This is a genomic window from Mesorhizobium oxytropidicola (genome assembly GCF_056174625.1).
The window spans coordinates 2,033,970-2,052,609 of sequence record NZ_CM149692.1; the positions used below are offsets into that span (position 1 = coordinate 2,033,970).

The 18,640-nt window shown below is 63.0% G+C and carries 22 protein-coding genes and 3 pseudogenes; 12 read left to right on the top strand and 13 right to left on the bottom strand.

Features of this window, described 5'->3' with window-relative positions:
- Positions 1–24 precede the first annotated feature (24 nt).
- The 3 genes and pseudogenes from AC0V8S_RS10170 (at position 25) to AC0V8S_RS10180 (ending at position 1,623) form a co-directional block, all read left to right on the top strand.
- Positions 25–710, top strand: a pseudogene (locus tag AC0V8S_RS10170) (helix-turn-helix transcriptional regulator).
- Positions 711–787: 77 nt separating this feature from the next.
- Positions 788–1,183 carry a VOC family protein gene (locus tag AC0V8S_RS10175; protein ID WP_183463143.1) on the top strand — a complete coding sequence of 132 codons (396 nt, stop codon included), beginning with the start codon at positions 788–790 and terminating at the stop codon, positions 1,181–1,183.
- On the top strand, positions 1,180–1,623 hold the full coding sequence (locus AC0V8S_RS10180; RefSeq protein ID WP_183463141.1) for an EVE domain-containing protein: 444 nt from the start codon (positions 1,180–1,182) through the stop codon (positions 1,621–1,623). The genes AC0V8S_RS10175 and AC0V8S_RS10180 overlap by 4 nt, the downstream gene beginning before the upstream one ends.
- On the opposite strand, the gene lhpI is transcribed toward AC0V8S_RS10180, so the two are convergent.
- The 4 genes from lhpI to sppA form a co-directional block, all read right to left on the bottom strand.
- The gene (gene lhpI / locus AC0V8S_RS10185) at positions 1,613–2,578 is read right to left on the bottom strand and encodes a bifunctional Delta(1)-pyrroline-2-carboxylate/Delta(1)-piperideine-2-carboxylate reductase (protein ID WP_183463139.1); all 966 of its coding nucleotides are present in this window, start codon (positions 2,576–2,578) and stop codon (positions 1,613–1,615) included. The genes AC0V8S_RS10180 and lhpI overlap by 11 nt on opposite strands.
- 37 nt (positions 2,579–2,615) lie before the next feature.
- On the bottom strand, positions 2,616–2,972 hold the full coding sequence (locus AC0V8S_RS10190) for a DUF1049 domain-containing protein (protein ID WP_183463137.1): 357 nt from the start codon (positions 2,970–2,972) through the stop codon (positions 2,616–2,618).
- A gap of 36 nt (positions 2,973–3,008) precedes the next feature.
- Positions 3,009–3,293 carry an integration host factor subunit beta gene (locus AC0V8S_RS10195; protein WP_006200394.1) on the bottom strand — a complete coding sequence of 95 codons (285 nt, stop codon included), beginning with the start codon at positions 3,291–3,293 and terminating at the stop codon, positions 3,009–3,011.
- An 80-nt stretch (positions 3,294–3,373) separates the two neighbouring features.
- Complete coding sequence (gene sppA / locus AC0V8S_RS10200) at positions 3,374–4,330, bottom strand: signal peptide peptidase SppA (protein ID WP_183463135.1); 957 nt, start codon at positions 4,328–4,330, stop codon at positions 3,374–3,376.
- Between the two features lie 360 nt (positions 4,331–4,690).
- On the opposite strand from sppA, the pseudogene lptC reads away from it, so the two are divergent.
- The 8 genes and pseudogenes from lptC to AC0V8S_RS10240 all read left to right on the top strand — a co-directional run bounded on the left by lptC (position 4,691) and on the right by AC0V8S_RS10240 (position 11,323).
- Positions 4,691–5,403 (top strand): annotated as a pseudogene (lptC, locus tag AC0V8S_RS10205) (LPS export ABC transporter periplasmic protein LptC).
- A pseudogene (locus AC0V8S_RS10210) lies at positions 5,390–5,979 on the top strand (LptA/OstA family protein). Before lptC ends, AC0V8S_RS10210 begins: the two co-directional pseudogenes overlap by 14 nt.
- A complete protein-coding gene (gene lptB, locus AC0V8S_RS10215) occupies positions 5,979–6,797 on the top strand; it encodes an LPS export ABC transporter ATP-binding protein (RefSeq protein WP_475437598.1) in 819 nt (272 codons plus the stop codon). The pseudogene AC0V8S_RS10210 and the gene lptB overlap by 1 nt, the downstream one beginning before the upstream one ends.
- 252 nt (positions 6,798–7,049) lie before the next feature.
- Positions 7,050–8,576, top strand: coding sequence for an RNA polymerase factor sigma-54 (rpoN, locus tag AC0V8S_RS10220; RefSeq protein ID WP_475437599.1), 1,527 nt, complete (start codon positions 7,050–7,052; stop codon positions 8,574–8,576).
- 321 nt (positions 8,577–8,897) lie between these two features.
- The gene (gene hpf / locus AC0V8S_RS10225) at positions 8,898–9,482 is read left to right on the top strand and encodes a ribosome hibernation-promoting factor, HPF/YfiA family (RefSeq protein ID WP_095199513.1); all 585 of its coding nucleotides are present in this window, start codon (positions 8,898–8,900) and stop codon (positions 9,480–9,482) included.
- 59 nt (positions 9,483–9,541) lie between these two features.
- A complete protein-coding gene (ptsN, locus tag AC0V8S_RS10230; RefSeq protein ID WP_095199512.1) occupies positions 9,542–10,006 on the top strand; it encodes a PTS IIA-like nitrogen regulatory protein PtsN in 465 nt (154 codons plus the stop codon).
- A gap of 169 nt (positions 10,007–10,175) precedes the next feature.
- Entirely contained in the window at positions 10,176–10,526 is a 351-nt protein-coding gene (locus AC0V8S_RS10235) for a transposase (protein ID WP_183460044.1), read from the top strand.
- Positions 10,505–11,323 (top strand): IS3 family transposase, encoded by an 819-nt coding sequence (locus AC0V8S_RS10240; protein WP_244661964.1) that lies wholly within the window; start codon positions 10,505–10,507, stop codon positions 11,321–11,323. The genes AC0V8S_RS10235 and AC0V8S_RS10240 overlap by 22 nt, the downstream gene beginning before the upstream one ends.
- A 94-nt stretch (positions 11,324–11,417) precedes the next feature.
- On the opposite strand, the gene AC0V8S_RS10245 is transcribed toward AC0V8S_RS10240, so the two are convergent.
- Positions 11,418–11,672 carry a BQ00720 family protein gene (locus AC0V8S_RS10245; RefSeq protein WP_095199511.1) on the bottom strand — a complete coding sequence of 85 codons (255 nt, stop codon included), beginning with the start codon at positions 11,670–11,672 and terminating at the stop codon, positions 11,418–11,420.
- Between the two features lie 77 nt (positions 11,673–11,749).
- The gene (locus tag AC0V8S_RS10250; RefSeq protein WP_013893014.1) at positions 11,750–12,175 is read right to left on the bottom strand and encodes an Hsp20 family protein; all 426 of its coding nucleotides are present in this window, start codon (positions 12,173–12,175) and stop codon (positions 11,750–11,752) included.
- Between the two features lie 256 nt (positions 12,176–12,431).
- On the opposite strand from AC0V8S_RS10250, the gene AC0V8S_RS10255 reads away from it, so the two are divergent.
- Entirely contained in the window at positions 12,432–13,373 is a 942-nt protein-coding gene (locus AC0V8S_RS10255) for a nucleoside hydrolase (RefSeq protein WP_183463129.1), read from the top strand.
- A 155-nt stretch (positions 13,374–13,528) separates the two neighbouring features.
- On the opposite strand, the gene AC0V8S_RS10260 is transcribed toward AC0V8S_RS10255, so the two are convergent.
- The 7 genes from AC0V8S_RS10260 to AC0V8S_RS10290 form a co-directional block, all read right to left on the bottom strand.
- The gene (locus AC0V8S_RS10260; RefSeq protein WP_183463122.1) at positions 13,529–14,143 is read right to left on the bottom strand and encodes a LysE family translocator; all 615 of its coding nucleotides are present in this window, start codon (positions 14,141–14,143) and stop codon (positions 13,529–13,531) included.
- A gap of 106 nt (positions 14,144–14,249) precedes the next feature.
- Complete coding sequence (locus tag AC0V8S_RS10265) at positions 14,250–15,695, bottom strand: amidase (RefSeq protein ID WP_183463120.1); 1,446 nt, start codon at positions 15,693–15,695, stop codon at positions 14,250–14,252.
- A gap of 1 nt (position 15,696) precedes the next feature.
- Positions 15,697–16,602, bottom strand: coding sequence for a ribokinase (locus AC0V8S_RS10270; RefSeq protein WP_475437600.1), 906 nt, complete (start codon positions 16,600–16,602; stop codon positions 15,697–15,699).
- 188 nt (positions 16,603–16,790) lie between these two features.
- Positions 16,791–17,276: a hypothetical protein gene (locus AC0V8S_RS10275; RefSeq protein ID WP_475437601.1), complete on the bottom strand. Its 486-nt coding sequence runs from the start codon at positions 17,274–17,276 to the stop codon at positions 16,791–16,793.
- The gene (locus AC0V8S_RS10280) at positions 17,248–17,772 is read right to left on the bottom strand and encodes a hypothetical protein (protein WP_475437602.1); all 525 of its coding nucleotides are present in this window, start codon (positions 17,770–17,772) and stop codon (positions 17,248–17,250) included. The genes AC0V8S_RS10275 and AC0V8S_RS10280 overlap by 29 nt, the downstream gene beginning before the upstream one ends.
- Complete coding sequence (locus AC0V8S_RS10285) at positions 17,739–18,059, bottom strand: hypothetical protein (RefSeq protein WP_475437603.1); 321 nt, start codon at positions 18,057–18,059, stop codon at positions 17,739–17,741. The genes AC0V8S_RS10280 and AC0V8S_RS10285 overlap by 34 nt, the downstream gene beginning before the upstream one ends.
- A gap of 91 nt (positions 18,060–18,150) precedes the next feature.
- A complete protein-coding gene (locus AC0V8S_RS10290) occupies positions 18,151–18,621 on the bottom strand; it encodes a hypothetical protein (protein WP_183463113.1) in 471 nt (156 codons plus the stop codon).
- Positions 18,622–18,640: the final 19 nt, after the last annotated feature.

Below are 18,640 nucleotides of genomic sequence, written 5' to 3' on the forward strand. Positions count from 1 at the left end.
TGAAGACTGCAAACCACGAGAATCATGTCCCGCTCCGAACGCCTGCTTGACCTGATCCAGATCCTGCGCCGGCATCGCCGGCCGGTGAGCGGGCGCACGCTTGCCGACGAGATGAGCGTTTCGATCCGCACGCTCTACCGCGACATCGCCACGTTGCAGGGGCAAGGCGCGCCGATCGAGGGCGAGGCGGGGCTGGGCTATGTGCTGAAGCCCGGCTTCATGCTGCCGCCGCTGATGTTCAGCGACGAGGAGATCGAGGCCATCGTGCTCGGATCGCGCTGGGTCGCCAAGCAGCCGGATCGGCGCCTGTCGGCCGCGGCCGCCAACGCGCTGGCCAAGATTGCGGCCGTGCTGCCGGATGATTTACGCGAGGATCTCGATGCCTCGACCCTGTTGGTCGGGCCGCCGGCGCAAGCCGTGGAGGGCATCGATCTCGGCACGGTACGGCAGGCCATCCGCAACGAACGAAAACTCGGTTTATCTATCGCGATGCCGGGGGTGCTGCTTCGCAACGCGTCGTCTGGCCGTTCGCGCTCGGCTTCTTCGACAAGGTACGGGTGATGGTGGCGTGGTGCGAGACGCGGCAGGATTTCCGGCATTTTCGTACCGATCGTATATCCGGCCTCAACGCCATCGATGCGCGCTATCCGCGTCGCCGCCAGGTGCTGCTCAAGGAATGGCGGGCGACGCTCGACAAGCCGCGTGGGTGATGAGGGCTACTGCCAGAATCTGACAGTAGCCTATTCTAAGTTCAGTACGTCGAAGCGCTGAACTTTGGAGAATACGCATGACCACCCCGAATTTCGTCATCCTCTATGTCGACCAGCCGCTGCGGAGCGGCGCCTTCTACAGCGCTCTGCTGGGGCGCGAGCCGGTTGAAAGCGCGCCGACCTTCGTGCTGTTCGTGCTCGACGACGGCTTCAAGCTCGGCCTCTGGTCGCGCCATACGGTCGAGCCGGCAGCGGCGGCCGCAGGTGGCGGTTCCGAGATCGTGTTTGCGCTGGAGACGCCCGAAGCGGTCGACGCCGCACATGCCGACTGGTCGGGGCGCGGGCTGAAGATCCTGCAGACACCGACCGACATGGATTTCGGCCGCACTTTCGTCGCGCTCGATCCCGACAATCACCGCCTGCGCGTCTATTGGCTGTCCGACGGGGAACAGGCTAATGGGGAACAGAAATGAGCGCGTATTGGATCGCGGTGGCGTCGGCGCAGCATGTCCGGTGCGGCCGCGAGGACGGCTTCATGCAGGTCAACCACGGCAAGGCGGCACCGCTACGCCGCGTCAAGCCTGGCGATGGCATCGTCTATTATTCGCCGACCACCGTTTTGGGCGAAAAGGACGGCCTGCAGGCTTTCACGGCAATCGGCACGGTGCGGGAAGGCGAGCCCTATCAAGGCGAAATGGGCGGCGGCTTCACGCCGTTCCGCCGCGATGTCGAGTGGATGGCGGCAGAAGAAGCGCCGATCAAGCCGCTGCTCGACCGGCTGGACTTCACCGCAGGCAAGTCGAACTGGGGGTATCAGCTTCGCTTCGGCCTGTTCGAAATCAACGATCACGATTTTCATCTGATCGCCGAGGCGATGGGTGCCGCGAAGAAGCTTGCCGAGGCTACGGCTTGAGTGCGTTGTAGACGGCAATGCCGGCGGCAAGGTCCTCGAGTGCTGCGCCAACCGACTTGAACAGCGTGATCTCGGTGGAACTTTGGCGTCCCTGTTTCTCGCCGCGCGCCAGTTCGTGCAGGTCGGCAAGGATGGCTTCCGGCTTCAGCACGCCCGACGCAAGCGGGATGACGATGTCGCCGGCCTCCTTGGTGGCGCCGGCGCGGGTGTCGACATAGACGCGGGCGCGCCGGATCGCATCGTCGTCGCTTTCGCGCATGGTCGGCGTGAAACCACCGACCATGTCGACATGAGCCCCCGGCTTCAGCAGCGCGCCCTTGATCAGCGGCTTGGTGGTGATCGTCGCCGAGGAGATGATGTCGGCCTCGCCAAGTTCGGCATCGAGATCACTTGCAGCACTTGCCGCGAAGCCATCGGCGCGCAGATCGGTCGCGACCTTCTCGGCATTGGCCAACGTCCGGTTCCAGATGCGGATGGTCTTGATCGGCCGCACGGCCGAATGCGCTTTGGCGAGAAAGGGTGACAGTGCACCGGCGCCGATCACCAGCAGCCTGGAGGCGTCCTCGCGTGCCAGATAGGAAGCCGCCAGCGCCGAGGCGCAGGCCGTGCGCCACTGGGTCAGCCGCTGGCCGTCGATCAAGGCTTCCGGTTCGCCGGTGGCACCATCGAGCAGGAGATAGAGCCCCATCACCGACGGCTTGCCGATGGCGTTGTTGTCGGGCGAGACAGTGACGATCTTGACGCCGATATGGCCGCCGGAAGACGTGCCGGCGGCGTTGAAATCGGTCCATGCCGGCATCAAGAGCAAGGTCGAGGCCGCACCATCCGGCCGTTCGACCGGGTGATGGTGCCTGACGGGCTGCACCGCACCGTCGCGGAACGCTGTGCGCAACGTCTCGACCAGCCCGGGAAAAGTCAGCGCATGATCGACCTCGGCGGCCGAAATGGTCAGCATGAAAGGCTCCGTGGAAAGAAAGGCGCCGGCCGGCTCATCAATTGGTCGGCTTCGGCAATGCCTGTCCTTGGGCTGACCCTGGGACCGGCCCTTGCGGTGCCGAGGGCGCGCGGCTGACCGCCTGGCGCAGGTTTTCCGCCTCGACGCCGCGCTGGCGCGCCAGCTTGCGGTAGCGGCCCTGCTTGACCCAGGTCGCCAGGCTGCCGACGATCATGCCGATGGCAAGCGCCAGGAACAGGAAAATGAACAGCGGCAAGGTGAGCGTCAGCTTCGGATTGCCGGGATTGAACGGGTCCAGCGTGAAGGCGACGAGTTCGCGGTTGGCGACGGCAAGCGCGATCAGAATGATCGCCAGGGGCACGAAGACCACGATGAGCATGAAACGATTGAGCATTGTGTTTTCCGTCGGAAGCTGGCGCTGAAGGCGCGCCTACTTGCCGCCGTTCAGCCTTTCGCGCAGTTCCTTGCCGGTCTTGAAGAACGGCACCCATTTCTCCTCGACCTCGACGGATTCGCCGGTGCGCGGGTTGCGGCCGGTGCGGGCGGGGCGGTTTTTCACCGAAAAAGCACCGAAGCCGCGCAGCTCGACCCGGTTGCCTTCGGCAAGGGCGTCGGTGATCTCGTCGAAGATCGCGCCGACAATGTTTTCGACGTCGCGCAGGAAAAGATGCGGATTGCGCGTGGCAATAATCTGCACAAGTTCGGACTTGATCATCAGACGGGTCCCCGTGAAAGCAGTTCGGTCGAAATTATGAGGATGATTTTATTGGCTTTTTCAGCTATCCCAAACCGCGCTCAAGGGTGCCAGACGGAAACGAGGCCGTCAAGAAACAAGCGGTCGGCGCCAAGTTCGTGGATGATATCGCCGCTGGAGTCCGGTAGGCCGACCGCGCTGCCGACCATTTTCACCATGGCTTTTGACCACAGGAAGCTGCCGCGCCGGTCCGTATCCTTCCATTCGACCACCTTGAGCTTGGCGTCGACACCCTTGGTCGCCAGCCAGTCGACCGCCTCGGTCTCGCCGCCGACGGCGTCGATCAGCCCGTTGGCGACACCCTGGCGGCCGGTGAAGATCGACCCGTCGGCGAGCGCCAGCGCCTGTTCGTGGGTCATCTTGCGGCGTTCGGCGACGATGCCGACGAACCAGTCGTAGCTGTCGAGGATAAGCTTGCGGACCATGGCGCGCTCGTCGTCATTGGTCGGCTTGAAGGGAGACGGCGAGGCCTTGAGCGGCGAGGATTTCACCTCCTCCAGCTTGACGCCGAGCTTGTCCATCAGGCCGCTGACGTCAGGATACTGGATCAGCACGCCGATCGAGCCGACGATCGAGGTCTTGCGGGCGACAATGTGGTCGGCGGCACTTGCGATCATATAGCCCGCCGATGCGGCGAGCGTGCCGACCTCGGCCACGACAGGTTTGTCGGCGGCCACCTTGCGCACTTCCTCGTAGATGGATTCACCACCAACGGTGGTGCCGCCGGGTGAATCGATCGCCAGGATCACGCCCTTCACCTTCGACGATTTGCGGATGCTCTCCAGCCGCTTGATGAGCTCCTCGTCCTCGGTGATCGTGCCTTCGATCCTGACCTTGGCGATATGGTCGACAGACGAGCCGCCAAGATCGTCGCGATAGAACCAGGCCGACAGCGCAATCACCCCGATTGCCACGATGCCGATGGCCGCAACACGCCAGAATGTCAGCTTGCGCCGCAAACGGCGGCGGTCGATCAGGTCGTCGGCTCTCAATGCCATGGTCAGCCTCACAGTCGGCGGGAAGAGACGCTTTTAGACCATGAAGTCCTCATCGGGAAGCAGTTCCGTCTTGCCCATGGCGCGGCAATCCGCCCGCCGCGATCCCAACGCTGTCTGTTTTGTGACTGGCCTGCGCAAGGGACGCAAGGTAAAGGGGAGCAACGGCGGCGATGAAAAAACGGCGCAAGGACGTTCATTTCTGCTATGAAGTGGCGGCTGTTGTGCCGACCTCGTTTTCGTTTGTACAACAACAGTTGTCACATTTTTGCGGTTTTCGTGGGCTTGTGCTTGCTTGAGGGCGCCGGCCCCCCACCTATAGGCGGTGCTCGCTGGCGGGCAGGGGTTTAGAAGAAAGCAGTCATGTTAGCGCGATCGAATGAACCGACCAGCCCCGAGATGGAGTTGGCTCCCCCGGCGGATGGCTGGGAGCGGGGCGATGCGTTCGACCGCGCCCAGCGTCATTCGCGCCGTGTGCGCGTGCTCAAATTCGCCGTGCCCCTGGCCGCGGCGCTAATCGCCGTCGCCTTTCCGGTCTATTCCTATCTGGCCGCACCGGTCTCCGTCGCGGTGCAGGCCGAAGGCGCCGCCTTTTCCAACGGCAAGCTGGTGATGGCCAATCCCAAGCTCAACGGCTTCACCAAGCAGAAGCAGCCCTATCGATGACCGCCCTGCGGGCGATACAGGATGTCAACACGCAAGGCATCATCGAACTCGAAGGCATAGACGCCAAGGTGCCGGTCGGTCCGGACAATGTCGCCGCGATCAAAGCTTCGCGCGGTACCTACGATCGCGACGGCAATACGATGAAAATGACCAGCGACGTCACGATCACCACGACCGACGGCATGCGAGCCAAGTTCAAATCGGTCTTCCTCGACATGGGCAAAGGCACTATGAAGACGGATGATCCCGTCGACGTCAGCAGTGGCGGGTCGCAGATCACAGCGAATTCCCTGTCGGTCCAGGACAATGGCAAGGTCCTGGTGTTCGAGAACAGGGTGCGCGTCAACATCGATCCCGCCAGTGCGAAGGCGGCTGAGGCAAAGGGCGAAGAAGCGAATGTGGCTCAATAGTTCGACACGGCTTGCGGCCGCAACTTCGGCGTTGCTCCTGCTGAGCCTTGTGCCGTCGCTGGCGCAGTCCAGCGCCACCAGTCAGGTATCAGGCCTCAAACTGTCTGGCGACAAGCCGATCCAGATCGAAAGCGACAGCTTGAAGTCCGGCAGGCCGAAAATGTCGCCATCTTCACGGGCAATGTCACCGTCGTCCAAGGGCCGACGCTGATGAAGGCCGGCAAGATGATGGTCTATTATATCAAGGATCCCAATGCCGCGGCCAAGGGCACGGAAGCCGCGGGCGCGGCGATGACGGGCTCGGCCAACATCGACCATCTGGAGATCTCCGACAAGATCTACATCAAGTCGGATCAGCAGGTCGCGACCGGCGATCAGGGCAGCTTCGATATGAAGAGTCAGGTGCTGGTGCTTTCGGGCAAGAAGGTCGTTCTGTCGCAGAACGACAACGTCCTGGTCGGCTGCAAGCTGACCGTCCAGATGAAAAGCGGGCTGGCCCAGGTTGATCCATGCTCTGGGCAGCGTGTCCAGATGTCGATCACGCCGCCGCCGAAATCGGGAGCGACGAACCCCTGATGGCCAGCCTGTCATCGCTGACGGCGCGTCTTCCGGGACGAGCCGCGGCTAAGGTTTCGGCTCCGGCCACGATCACCGTCGACAAGGCGAAGTTCAAGGGAACCTTGATCGCCAAGGGCCTGACCAAGAGCTACAAGGGCCGCAAAGTCGTCAGCGGCGTCACGCTCGGCGTGCGTGCCGGCGAGGCCGTCGGTCTGCTCGGCCCCAACGGCGCCGGCAAGACGACCTGTTTCTACATGGTCACCGGCCTGGTGCCGGTGGATGAAGGCACGATCGAGATCGACGGCTTCGACGTCACCTCGATGCCGATGTATCGTCGTGCGCGTCTCGGCATCGGTTATCTGCCGCAGGAGGCGTCGATCTTCCGCGGCCTCGATGTCGAGCAGAATATCCGCGCCGTGCTCGAAGTGGTCGAAAAGGACCGCAAGGTGCGCGAGCGCAATCTCGACGAACTGCTCGAGGAATTCCACATCAGCCATCTGCGCAAGGCGCCATCCATGTCGCTCTCTGGCGGCGAGCGGCGGCGCCTGGAAATCGCGCGCGCGCTGGCGACGCGCCCGGCCTACATGCTGCTCGACGAGCCCTTTGCCGGCATCGATCCGATCGCTGTTGCCGATATCCAGCAGTTGGTGCGTCACCTGACCGCACGCGGCATCGGTGTCCTCATCACCGACCACAATGTGCGCGAGACGCTCGGCCTGATCGACCGCGCCTACATCATCCATGCCGGTCAGGTGCTGACCCATGGCCGCGCCGACGAAGTGGTGGCGAACCCGGATGTGCGGCGGCTTTATCTCGGCGAGGGTTTTACGCTCTGACGCGTTTTTCCCGCGCAATTGCGAGCCGCAACACACTTGGCCTGGAATTGCCTTGGGCGTGAAATTTGTTTCCTGACACGATTTTTTGCGTGCGACGGCCTGATTTTCGGCGATTTTGCTCCGAGATAACGCTCCGGTAAGCGGCTTTTGCTAGGCTTTGCCTTGACAAGCAAAAGCCGGGCCAGTTTCTATGGTCGGCCGCGAAATTTGCGGCAAGTCAGGACGCGTAGAGGAGGCGTTTGAAACCGAACCATGGCGTTGGCGGCGAAACTACAGCTCCGACAATCGCAGTCGCTGGTGATGACGCCGCAGCTGATGCAGTCGATTCGGCTGCTGCAGTTCACCCATGTCGAACTCGAGCACTTCATCGACGAGGAAATCGAGCGCAACCCGCTTCTGGAGCGCGCCGAGCCGCAGGATGACGCGGCGAGCGACCAGGCGCAGAAGATCGATGCGGAGCCGCAAGCGGCCGTCGAGGGCGACTGGTTCGAGAACGAGGCGGGATGGAGCGCCGAGGCGATCTCGGAGAAACTCGATACGTCGCTGGAGAACCTGTTTCCCGACGATCCCGGCACCAGCGAGCGGCTCGGACCCGACCTGACGGCGCAATGGAAATCGGCTTCCGGCAATGGCGGCGGCTCCTCGTCCGAGGGGCTCGACGCCGGCGACATGGCGGCGGGCGCCATCACCTTGCGTGACCATGTCGGCGAGCAGGTCGCACTTGCCTTCGCCGATCCGGCGGCGCGACTGATCGCGGCCGACCTCGCCGACGGGCTCGACGAGGCCGGTTATTTACGCGCTGACCTGGCCGAGGTCGCCGCGCGCCTGGGCACTGACGCAGCGGCCGTGGCCAAGGTGCTGGCGGTGTGCCAGACTTTCGATCCGGCCGGCCTGTTCGCCCGCGACCTTGCCGAATGCCTATCGCTGCAGCTTGCGGTGCGCGACCGCCTCGACCCGGCGATGAAGGCCCTGGTTGCCAATCTCGAGCTCCTGGCGCGACGCGATTTCCAGACGTTGAAGCGGATCTGCGGCGTCGACGAAGAGGATTTGCTCGACATGCTGGCCGAGATCCGGGCACTCGACCCGCGCCCGGGCATGGCGTTTTCGGGCGGCGCCAGCGACGCCATCGTCGCCGATGTCGAGGTGCGCGCGGCCAATGACGGCAGCTGGACCGTCGAACTCAACGCTGAAACACTGCCGCGCGTGCTGGTCGACCATATCTATTTCGCCCAGGTGTCGCCGCACGCGAAGAACCAGGCGGAAAAGGATTTCCTGGCCGAGTGCCTGCAAAACGCCAACTGGCTGACGCGCAGCCTCGACCAGCGGGCAAAGACGATCCTCAAAGTGGCCTCGGAAATCGTGCGCCAGCAGGATGCGTTCCTGGTCCATGGCGTGCGCCAGCTGAAGCCGCTCAATTTGCGCACGGTGGCCGACGCCATCGGCATGCACGAATCGACCGTCAGCCGCGTCACCGCCAACAAATACATGCTGACCCCGCGCGGCGTGTTCGAACTGCGCTATTTCTTCACCGCCTCGATCGCCGCGTCGGGCGGCGGCGACGCGCATTCCTCAGAGGCGGTGCGGGATCGTATCAAGCAGCTGATCGACGAGGAGAAACCCGTCGATGTACTTTCGGACGACGCGATCGTCGACATGCTCAAGGAGAGCGGCGTCGATATCGCCCGGCGCACGGTCGCCAAGTATCGGGAAGGCATGAATACTCCGTCTTCCGTGCAGCGCCGGCGCGAGAAGCGGGCGCTCGCCAGCGCAGGGCGTTAAAGCAATTCCAGGAAAAGTGTGAAGCGGTTTTCCCACAGGAATTGCGTCAAACAAAGAATTCCCGATTTTCCACAGCTTTCGAGCTTCATTGACAAGCCGCGGGGAAGTGGCTAGAAGCCCGCCCGCATGAGACGGGCCCGATGCCCGCTAGCGGATGGTCCGTCACGACAATGGCCTCGGGACGGTCAAAAGGGCGGCTTGTGATCAACCGGAAAGTTCGGATTTAAATCGGCGCGAGTGACGCCGCAAAGCTTGTGCGCACGGATCACGAGTATAAACTCGGGCCAGTTTGAAGCCTGAGCAAGGAAGGTCAGTTTTCAGATGAATCTGCGCATATCGGGAAAACACATGGATATCGGCGATGCGTTCCGCACACGCATCAACGATCGTGTCGGCGAAGCGATCGGCAAATATTTCGATCGCGGTTTTGCGGGACACGTCACCGTCATCAAATCGGGTTCACGCTATTCGGCGGATTGCATGATCCGGCTGGATTCCGGCGCTTCGCTGCAGGCCACGGGCGATGCCCAGGATCCGACCTTGGCCTTCGAGGCCGCGGCCGATCGGCTGGAGACCCGGCTTCGGCGCTACAAGCGCCGTCTCAAATCGCACAATTCGGGCAATGGCAATGACGGGTTGACCGACATCGCCTATACGGTGATGGCGCCGCTGGCCGATGACGACGAGGAGATCCCGGAGGATTTCGCGCCGGCCATCGTCGCCGAATCGACCATGACGCTTAAGACTATGTCGGTGGCCTCGGCGGTCATCGAGCTCGATACCAAGGACAGTCCGGTGTTCGTTTTCCGCAACGCCGGAACCGATCATCTCAATATCGTCTATCGCCGGCCCGACGGAAACATTGGCTGGATCGACCCGTCCACGACCAAGGTCGCACAGGGATAAAAGCCAGCCGCACGAGGGGTGGGGACTGGTGACGGCAGGCGAACAAGGGATTTTCAAGCATGGATCTGAGCGATCTTATCAGCGTTCCGGCGATTTTGCCGGCGTTGAAGGCGAACTCCAAGAAGCAGCTTCTGCAATTGCTGTCCGAACGGGCCGCGGGGATTTCGGGCATTCCGGAGAGGGAAGTGTTCGACACCATCCTGCAGCGTGAGCGGCTGGGCTCGACCGGTGTCGGCAACGGCATCGCCATTCCGCATGGCAAGCTCGCCGGCGTGAAGCGCATTGCCGGTGTTTTCGCCCGGCTGGAAACGCCGGTCGATTTCGAGTCGCTGGATGACCAGCCTGTCGATCTGGTGTTTCTGCTGTTGGCGCCGGAAGGGGCTGGCGCCGATCACCTCAAGGCCCTGTCACGCATCGCGCGGGTGCTGCGCGACGCCGACACGGTGGCCAAGATCAGAGGGACGCGCGACGCCACGGCGATCCACGCGCTGTTGTCGGACACGCAGGCCTCGCACGCCGCCTGAAGCTGGATTTTGAAAAAGACTGCCAAGGGCCGCCGCGAGCGGCCCTTTTCGTTTCAGCCAACCGATCGCCAATTCTTTGTTTTGGCGCAATTTGGAATGCGCCCTTCGGAGCGGACAGCTTGACTAAGCAGAATTGACTTGGAAGCCGGGCTTTCGAAAGATGGAAGCCATGACTGCACATCGCGCGCACAGCATCGAGTTCAAACGTCAGGTAGTGCAAGAGTTCCTCTCCGGCGAGACGCTTCATGGTCTGGCCAGGCGGCACGAACTAGCGCGTAACCTGATCCGTATCTGGGTCCAGAAATACGAGGCCGGCGCCTTCGACGAGGATGTAGCGGCGGCCGAGACGATGCAGACCTATGAGGCTCGGATCGCCGCGCTGGAGCGGCTGGTAGGCCGGCAAGCCTTGGAAATCGAGTTTCTAAAGGGGGCTCTGAAAAGCGCACCACGTCCCAGAAGCGGGCCTACATCCGTGATCACCGGCCCCGCGGTGTCTCCATCGCTGAAGGATGCCGGCTGATGGGGATCGCGCGATCAACCTACTACGATCAGCCCGAAACCGCCGTGGATGACACAGCGCTCGTCGAGACGATGGGTGAGATCTCCGACAGCTTCGAAGCCTACGGCTATCGCCGCATGCAGGCGGCGCTGCGGCAGAGCGGCATTGTCGTGAACCACAAGAAGATCAGACGATTGATGCGCGAGCATGATCTGCAGCCCAGGATCAGGCGACGCTTCATCGCCACCACGGACAGCAATCATGAATTGCCGATCTTCCCGAACCTGGCGAAGGACGTGACACTCGATGGCCCGAACCGGCTTTGGGTAAGCGACATAACCTACGTGGCGATTGCGGCAGGCTTCGTCTACGTCGCGGTCATCTTGGATGCCTGGTCCCGCAAGGTCGTTGGTTACGCCATCGGCCGTTCGATCGACGCGCGCTTGACCGTTGCAGCATTGAAGGCGGCAATCGAACGGCGAAAGCCGCCGCCGGGCTGCGTCCATCACTCGGATCGAGGGGCGCAATATGCCGCGCTCCTCTATCGCAATCTTCTCGCCGAGCACGATCTTATTGGATCGATGGGTCGGCGCGGCAATCCCTACGATAATGCCAAAGCGGAAAGCTTCATGAAGACGATGAAGGTCGAAGCCATCTATCCGATGGCCTATGAAACCTTCACCGACGTCGCTGAGGACCTTCCCCGCTTCATTGATGAGGTCTACAACACCCGCCGATTGCATTCAGCGCTCGGCTATCTCAGCCCGCAACAGTTCGAAGACCAACACGCCCGGAAGATGGTCAAAACTGCCGCTTGATCCTGTCCGCTCCGAGGGGCGCACTCCAATTCCCAAGGGAAAACGCTATGCGTTTTTCCCGGGAAAACCGCCAAACACTTTTCCTGGAATTGCTTTAGTGAATGGCAACGGTGGTCAGGTCGTTTTCCATGGCGCCGGCCAGTGCGCGGTCACGCGCATCGGAAAGCAGGATCGGCTGGCCGTTTGCGGCAAACAGGGCCCACAGCTCCAGGCCGGGCGCGATTTCACCGATGTTCGGGAAGCGGCCGAGCAGGTCATCGCTCGAGACCTTGCGCAGATAGGCGACCGAGCCTTCGCCGAGATGGGCGAATTCGCCATTGGTCATGGTGATCGTTTCAGTTCTGGTCATTTCAAGCCTCCTTGGCGCGTGGACGCCGCCCTTTCCCGGGGCAATAGGCCATCCCGCATGAGAGCCATCGGTAAAGATCAGTCTTTCACCGATATGTTTATTTTCCGTACCAGCCGTTCGGACTCCGGCCGATCGAGGTCGATCGACAACAGGCCGTTCTTCAGCTCCGCCGCGATCACCCGCATGCCGTCGGCCAACACGAAACAGCGCTGGAACTGGCGCGCGGCGATGCCGCGATGGAGGAATTCGCGCTCGGTGTCGTCGGTCTGACGGCCGCGCACGACCAACTGGTTTTCCTCCGTTGTCACATCGAGATCGCTTTCGGCGAAACCGGCGACGGCGAGCGTGATGCGCAGCCTTTCGGCCTTGCCGTCGGCACCGCTGAGCCGTTCGATGTTGTAGGGAGGGTAGCTGTCACCGGATTTTGCCAAGCGCTCCAAGGTCTTTTCCATGGCGTCGAAACCAAGGAGAAGCGGGCTGGAGAAAGGCGTCATTCGGCTCATGTTACACTGTCCTCTCAAGAGCGACATAAAGTGGAAAAACCCAGATGGCATTTTTCCCGATGGCCTTGATATGGTCCGCCCCGCGACCAAGTTCAAGCCACCACAAGACCCGCCCAAAAAGACCAGGCCTTGGACTCACAGGAATAATCAACATGGCGCTTGAAACGACGTGCGGATGCAAGGAGAAGCGCCGAGGTCGTCCTTCAGGCGTGCTCTCGATCCGGTGAGCTCACGGCCAGCCAAACAAGGAATTGAAATGCCCCAACCACGCAAGATCATCATCGACACCGACCCCGGCCAGGACGATGCCGTCGCCATTCTGCTGGCGCTCGGCAGCAGCGAATTGGAGATCGTCGGCATCACTGCCGTTGCCGGCAACGTGCCGCTGAAGCTCACCGAAAAGAATGCCCGCAAGATCTGCGAACTGGCCGGCCGGCCTGAGATCAAGGTCTATGCCGGTGCCATCCGTCCCCTGGCGCGCACGCTGGTCACCGCCGAGGAAGTGCATGGCAAGACCGGCCTCAACGGGCCGCAGCTTCCCGAACCGACGATGAAGCTGCAGGAGCAGTATGCCGTCGATTTCATCGTAGAGACGCTGATGAAGGAAGAGAGCGGCACCATCACGCTCTGCCCGCTCGGGCCGCTGACCAACATAGCGCTGGCGCTGATCCGCGAACCGCGCATCGCTCCGCGCATCAAGGAAATCGTGCTGATGGGCGGCGGCTTCTTCGAGGGCGGCAACGTCACGCCTGCGGCCGAATTCAACATCTATGTCGATCCGCAGGCCGCCGATCTGGTGTTCAAGTCCGGCATCCCGATCGTGATGATGCCGCTCGACGTCACCCACAAGGCGCTGACGACGACCAAGCGCACGCAGGCCTTCCGCGCGCTCGGCACCAAGGTCGGCACCGCGACCGCCGAGATGCTGGAGTTCTTCGAGCGTTACGACGAGGGCAAATACGGCACCGATGGCGGGCCGCTGCACGACCCCTGCGTCATCGCCTATCTTCTGAAGCCGGAGCTGTTCAAGGGCCGCAACTGCAATGTCAGCGTGGAAACCGCCTCGGAACTGACCATGGGCATGACCGTGATCGACTGGTGGGGCGTGACCAAGCGGGAAAAGAACGCCATGGTGATGCGCGATATCGACCATGACGGCTTCTTCGCGCTGCTGGTGGAGAGGCTGGGGCGGCTGTGAAAACTCCCTTCTCCCCGTTCACGGGGAGAAGGTCCCGGCAGGGGGATGAGGGGCGACGCAAACGTTGATATTTTACTTGCAGCCTTGGCGCTGCCCCTCACCCGATCGCTTCGCGACCACCCTCTCCCCGTGAACGGGGCGAGGGAAGGGAGTTTTTACTTCGACCTTGAAAACGCCAGCCAAAGGCCGCCGCCGACCAGGAAGCTGCCGCTGATCCTGGACATGAGCTTGATGCGGCTGGCCGACAGCAGGCGTCCGGCGCGGCTGGCGGCGAGCGCATAGGTCGAATCCGACAGGGCGGCGAAGATCATGGCGGTCAGGCCCATGACGACGATCTGCAGCGTATAATTGCCTTGCGGCGCGATGAACTGCGGAAAGAAGGCGCCGAAGAACACCAGCGTCTTGGGATTGCTCAGCGCCACCAGCAGGCCCTGCAGGAAGAAGCCGCCGCGCGGCCTTCTCGCCGTTCCGTCGGCGTTCAGCGTGCCCTTGGAGCGGAACATCTGGACGCCCATCCAGATCAGATAGGCGGCGCCGATCAGCCGCACCCATTCGAACCAGTGGCCCATGCCCGCGATCAGCGTGTTGAGGCCGATGCCGACGATGGCGATCATGATGGCAAGCCCGGCCTGCGTGCCGGCGACATTGGCAAGGCCGGCGCGGGCGCCATGGCGGATGCTGTTGGCAATGATCAGCGTGACCGTCGGACCGGGCACCAGGATGATGACGATGCAGGCGAGGACATAGGCGGCGTAGAGTTCCAGCGACATGATTTTTCCTCAAAATGCCGCCAATGCGGCGTAGTGGACGACAATCAATGCATGGCGACAGCCTCTGCGCAAGCCGTCCACGAAGCGCTGCACCCATGCGCTCGCGTCAAGCGCCGGCTTGCCAGGGCTGTGTCGCCTCATAGGCTGCGGCCGCCCTCAGCACGGCGAGGTCGCCGCGCGGCCGGCCGATCAGCTGCATGCCCATTGATCGCCCCCTGTCATCGAAGCCGACGGGTACGCTGACCGCCGGGCAGCCGCCCAGCGTGGCAAAGGCGGAAACCTGCATCCAGCGGTGATAGCTGTCCATTGGCCGTCCGGCGACCTCGCTTGGCCAGTGCGTGCCGATCTCGAAAGGGAAGACCTGCGCGGTCGGCAGGGCGATGAGATCGAAGCGGTCGAAGATCGACAGCAGCGTGCGATGCCAGGAGGTGCGGATCACTGAGGCCGCGCGGATCTGCGGCGCCGTCAGCCGCATCGCGTTCTCGATTTCCCAGATGGCTTCCGGCTTCAGCAGGCCGCGCCTGGAGGGGTCGTCGTAATGGACCTTGAGGGCGCAGCCGCTGCTGGCCTGGCGCAGCGTGACGAAGGCATGCCACAGTGCTTCGAAATCGAAATCCGGCAGCAAGGGTTCGACCGCGAAGGACTGGCCCGCGAGCCGGCCGAGTGCCGCCTCGCACAGATCGAGGATGCCCGCTTCGATCGGCAGATGGCCGCCGAGGTCGCCAAACCAGGCGATGCGGCCGCCGGTCGGCGGTATTGCGAGGCCTTCGAGGAACGAGCCCGGTTTCTCATAGGACAGGGGTGCCTGCGGATGGTAGCCCGCCTGCACGTCGAGCAGCAGCGCCATGTCGGCGACGTTGCGGCCCATCGGCCCTTCGACGCCCATCTGTGCATGAAAGACCTCGAAGTCCGGTCCGCCGGGCACAAGCCCCTGCGACGGGCGGAAACCGTAGACATTGTTCCAGCCTGCCGGATTGCGTAGCGAGCCGCCGAAGTCGCTGCCGTCAGCGACAGGCACCATGTCGAGCGCCAGCGCCACCGCCGCACCGCCGCTCGAGCCGCCGGCGGTGAGTGCCGGGTCGAAGGCGTTCAGCGTCGGCCCGAAGACATTGTTGTAGGTGTTGGATCCCAGCCCGAATTCGGGGACATTGGTCTTGCCGATGATGATGGCGCCGGCGTCGCGGATGCGCTCGACGAAGAAATCGTCTTCCTGCGGCACGAAATCGGCGAAGATCGGCGAGCCGAAGGAGGTCCTGAGCCCGGTCGTCGAGGCAAGGTCCTTGATTGCGATCGGCAGGCCGAAGAGCGTCCCGGTTTCGCTCACCCGCCGGCTATCGGCTGCGTCAGCCTCGCGCAGGATGTCGCCGCGGTCGCGCAACGAGACGATGGCATTGACCAGCGGATTGACCGCCTCGATGCGATCGAGGAAGGCGGTCACCACCTCGCGCACGGACAGTTTCTTGCGGCGGATCGCATCGGCAAGCGCGATGGCCGACAGGCGGCAGATATCGCCGGCCGGCGGCACGGCATGTTTCGTCTGGGGACGCATCATTTCAGCTGGCTTCCTGCAAGGCCTGATCGACATCCTTGGCCAGCGGGATCGCCGGTTGGGCACCGGGCTTGAGGCATGCCAGCGAGCCAGCCGTACCGGCCCGTGCCAGTGCCTTGTCGAGCGCAAGGCCGGACGACAGGCCGGCGGCGAAGTAGCCGCAGAAGGTGTCGCCGGCGCCGACCGTGTCGACAGGCGTGATCTTCATGGCCGCAACGGTCAGGAAATCATTCGGTGTCGCCGCCATGACGCCGTCGCTGCCGAGCGTGACGACGATGGTGCGGCCGGTTTTCGCGGCGAAGTCGCGCATGCGCGCCGCGCGGTCGCGGCCGCTCAGCTTCAGCGCCTCGCCATAGAGGTCGAACTCGGTCTCATTGGCGACGGCATAATCGGCCTTGCCAAGGAAAGCCGCCGCATCGCCCTGGAAAGGAGCGGTGTTGAGCACGGTGATGGCGCCGGCGGCCCGTGCCTGGTCGAGCGCGGCATCGACGGTCGCCAGCGGGATCTCGTGCTGGAGCAGCACGACATCGCCCTTCTTCAGGAAGGCCTTGGAAAGGTCACCGGGCACCACGGAAGCATTGGCGCCGGGCACCACGGCGATGATGTTCTCGCCGTCGTCACCGACCATGATCAGCGCCGTTCCGGTCGAGGCAAAGGTTTCGCCCACGCCTGACAGGTCGACCTTGGCCTCGCGCAGCAATGCCAACGCCTCGGCGGCGAAACTGTCCCTGCCAACGGCGCCGACCATGCGCACGGGAACACCGGCGCGTGCGGCGGCCAGCGCCTGGTTGGCGCCCTTGCCGCCGGGCGCTGTGGCGAAACCGGAGCCGCTCACCGTTTCGCCGGGGGTCGGCAAGCGGTGGACTTTGGCGATTAGGTCGAGGTTGATCGAGCCGATGACGACTATCAAGAAAGTGCCTCCCTGCCAGCGCTGGCCGGAAATCAGGATCGACTTTCGGAAAGCACGATGTGGATCGAAGATGGCGAGGTGCGCCGATGCATCACTATGGCTGCACCGGCACCCCGGTTGCGCGGGAAGCTAGCGCGTCATGCGGTGACTTGCCAGACCATGTGGATATCAAAAGGCGATTTGTCGCCTCACTCGCAGCGCACGGTGACCGTGCCCTGATAGCTGCCGGCGGGAAAGATGCCCGATGATTTGGTGGCGGTGAGGTCAACCTCGATAGTGTGGGTGCCGTTGACGACGCGCTGCGGCACGCTTCCGGAGGTGTCGACGCCGGTGCCGTCGAGGCGGTAGACGGTGCTGAAGTTGACATTGGTGCCGCCGCCGCTTGGCGCCGACGAGAACGATGCGGGCGCCGGTGCGGAAACGGAATAACAATCGAGCAGGTTGAGCAAGGTGCAAAGCAGCGAGCTGGCGGTGATGGTGGCGCCCGCGCTCGATCCGCCGGCCTGCTTGGAGCCGAACACGTTAAGGCCGGGATTTGCCTTCATCGTTCCCGACGCCCCGACCGTGATGGTGCAGGTGCCGATGATTGCCGCGGACGCAGGCTGGCTGAGGCCGGCAAGGGCTGCCATCGCCAGCAGCGCGCGGCTATTTCTTCTTCTTCTTTCTCTTGCCATCGCTGTTTCCGGTCCTGATGCTCCAGCCTTCGTTGGCCCATCCCGGTGATGCGGCCGCGGTAGCGGGAGCGCTGGCGGCCACGCTTCCCGTCGGGCCGTCGCCGCCGAGGCCCATTTTGAGCAGTTTCAGCTCCAGCTGCAGGCGCTGGACCTCAAGTTCGTACAACCGGCTGCAGTCGAGACGCGTCGGTGTACGCCCGATCGGGATCACCACCCGGCCATAGGTGGCGACGCCATTGTCCGTCTGGTTGTTGCCTCTGATGACGCCGAGATCCATATAGGCACCGGAACCGGAAACGGCGGAACGGCAAGTGGTGCCGTCCGCGGCATGGACCTCGTCCTGGCCCTGAGGCAAGGTGACACCGGGCAAATTGAAGCCGTTCTCGTTCTGGTTGAGATTGTAGATCTGGTCCTGGGCCTGGGTTGGAACGGTGCTTGTCACAGCAACCGCGACTGCCAGCGTCAGGACTTGCGGTGCCCAAAAAACTTTCCGCATATCTGTGCCCTTATCTGCGTCTGTTGATTGGGGAAGGGGATGCTTTCGGTACAGATACGCACTTTACGCTCGGCGGCGCCGCCGAAAGGCACGACCACAAGGACAGGGCGGGAAGCCTGGGAACCCAGTTGGAAGGCACTCGGAGAGATCCTGGCGTCCACCGGCTGAAAATCCTGATCGTAGACGTGGATTTCGACCTTGATCTTCTGGTCGTATGGATTGGCCGGGTATACGCGGACCGCGAAGACGTCGGTGAAACTGTTGACCTCGCCGCGCATCGGCGACATCGACTGCGCCGCCGCGGCAACGGGGATCAGGCCGACGGCCAGCGCCGTCGCCAGGGTTCGAAAAGTGTCAAGGATGCCTCCTTCCCGGGCGCTACTCGCAGCGAAGCGTTACCGTTGCCTGATAGTTTCCGTTGGCGAAGCGGTTGCTGCCGCCCTTGGTGCCGGCGAGATGGACCGAAACTAGGTCGGCGCCGGGCGAGCTGATGGCGGTCGCCGAGCCGGTCTCGACGATGGAGTGCGCACCGGCGGAAGAGTAGGTTGGTGTCCAGGTGGTCGATGTGGTGTCGGCCGCCGGCACCGTCGTGGTGGTAACCGGATCGACGCTCAGCGACACGCCGCCGGTCGTCGTCAGCGTGACGGTTCCGGCCGAGCCGCCGCTGTTGTGGGAGCTGAGGGTCTGGAGGTCGGGACTGACCGTCATCGTGCCATTGGTGGCAATGACAAGCGTGCAGGTCGGGGAGATCGTGCCATTGAAAATGACATTTTGCGTCGTCGCCAATGCAGTCTGGTCCAGACATGCGACCAGCAAAGCTGCACCGAAGGCGGTGCGAAACAATTTCATCGAGACCTCCTATTAAGTC

Coding starts and splice junctions, on each gene's coding strand:
- AC0V8S_RS10180 (WP_183463141.1), top strand. CDS start 1,180: ATGAGCGCGTATTGGATCGCGGTGGCGTCGGCGCAGCATGTCCGGTGC.
- ptsN (WP_095199512.1), top strand. CDS start 9,542: ATGGATCTGAGCGATCTTATCAGCGTTCCGGCGATTTTGCCGGCGTTG.
- AC0V8S_RS10280 (WP_475437602.1), bottom strand. CDS start 17,772: ATGCGGAAAGTTTTTTGGGCACCGCAAGTCCTGACGCTGGCAGTCGCG.
- sppA (WP_183463135.1), bottom strand. CDS start 4,330: ATGGCATTGAGAGCCGACGACCTGATCGACCGCCGCCGTTTGCGGCGC.
- lhpI (WP_183463139.1), bottom strand. CDS start 2,578: ATGCTGACCATTTCGGCCGCCGAGGTCGATCATGCGCTGACTTTTCCC.
- AC0V8S_RS10290 (WP_183463113.1), bottom strand. CDS start 18,621: ATGAAATTGTTTCGCACCGCCTTCGGTGCAGCTTTGCTGGTCGCATGT.
- AC0V8S_RS10275 (WP_475437601.1), bottom strand. CDS start 17,276: ATGGCAAGAGAAAGAAGAAGAAGAAATAGCCGCGCGCTGCTGGCGATG.
- lptB (WP_475437598.1), top strand. CDS start 5,979: ATGGCCAGCCTGTCATCGCTGACGGCGCGTCTTCCGGGACGAGCCGCG.
- AC0V8S_RS10195 (WP_006200394.1), bottom strand. CDS start 3,293: ATGATCAAGTCCGAACTTGTGCAGATTATTGCCACGCGCAATCCGCAT.
- AC0V8S_RS10175 (WP_183463143.1), top strand. CDS start 788: ATGACCACCCCGAATTTCGTCATCCTCTATGTCGACCAGCCGCTGCGG.
- rpoN (WP_475437599.1), top strand. CDS start 7,050: ATGGCGTTGGCGGCGAAACTACAGCTCCGACAATCGCAGTCGCTGGTG.
- AC0V8S_RS10265 (WP_183463120.1), bottom strand. CDS start 15,695: ATGATGCGTCCCCAGACGAAACATGCCGTGCCGCCGGCCGGCGATATC.
- AC0V8S_RS10235 (WP_183460044.1), top strand. CDS start 10,176: ATGACTGCACATCGCGCGCACAGCATCGAGTTCAAACGTCAGGTAGTG.
- AC0V8S_RS10190 (WP_183463137.1), bottom strand. CDS start 2,972: ATGCTCAATCGTTTCATGCTCATCGTGGTCTTCGTGCCCCTGGCGATC.
- AC0V8S_RS10250 (WP_013893014.1), bottom strand. CDS start 12,175: ATGAGCCGAATGACGCCTTTCTCCAGCCCGCTTCTCCTTGGTTTCGAC.
- AC0V8S_RS10255 (WP_183463129.1), top strand. CDS start 12,432: ATGCCCCAACCACGCAAGATCATCATCGACACCGACCCCGGCCAGGAC.
- hpf (WP_095199513.1), top strand. CDS start 8,898: ATGAATCTGCGCATATCGGGAAAACACATGGATATCGGCGATGCGTTC.
- AC0V8S_RS10260 (WP_183463122.1), bottom strand. CDS start 14,143: ATGTCGCTGGAACTCTACGCCGCCTATGTCCTCGCCTGCATCGTCATC.
- AC0V8S_RS10245 (WP_095199511.1), bottom strand. CDS start 11,672: ATGACCAGAACTGAAACGATCACCATGACCAATGGCGAATTCGCCCAT.
- AC0V8S_RS10285 (WP_475437603.1), bottom strand. CDS start 18,059: ATGTCGCCGATGCGCGGCGAGGTCAACAGTTTCACCGACGTCTTCGCG.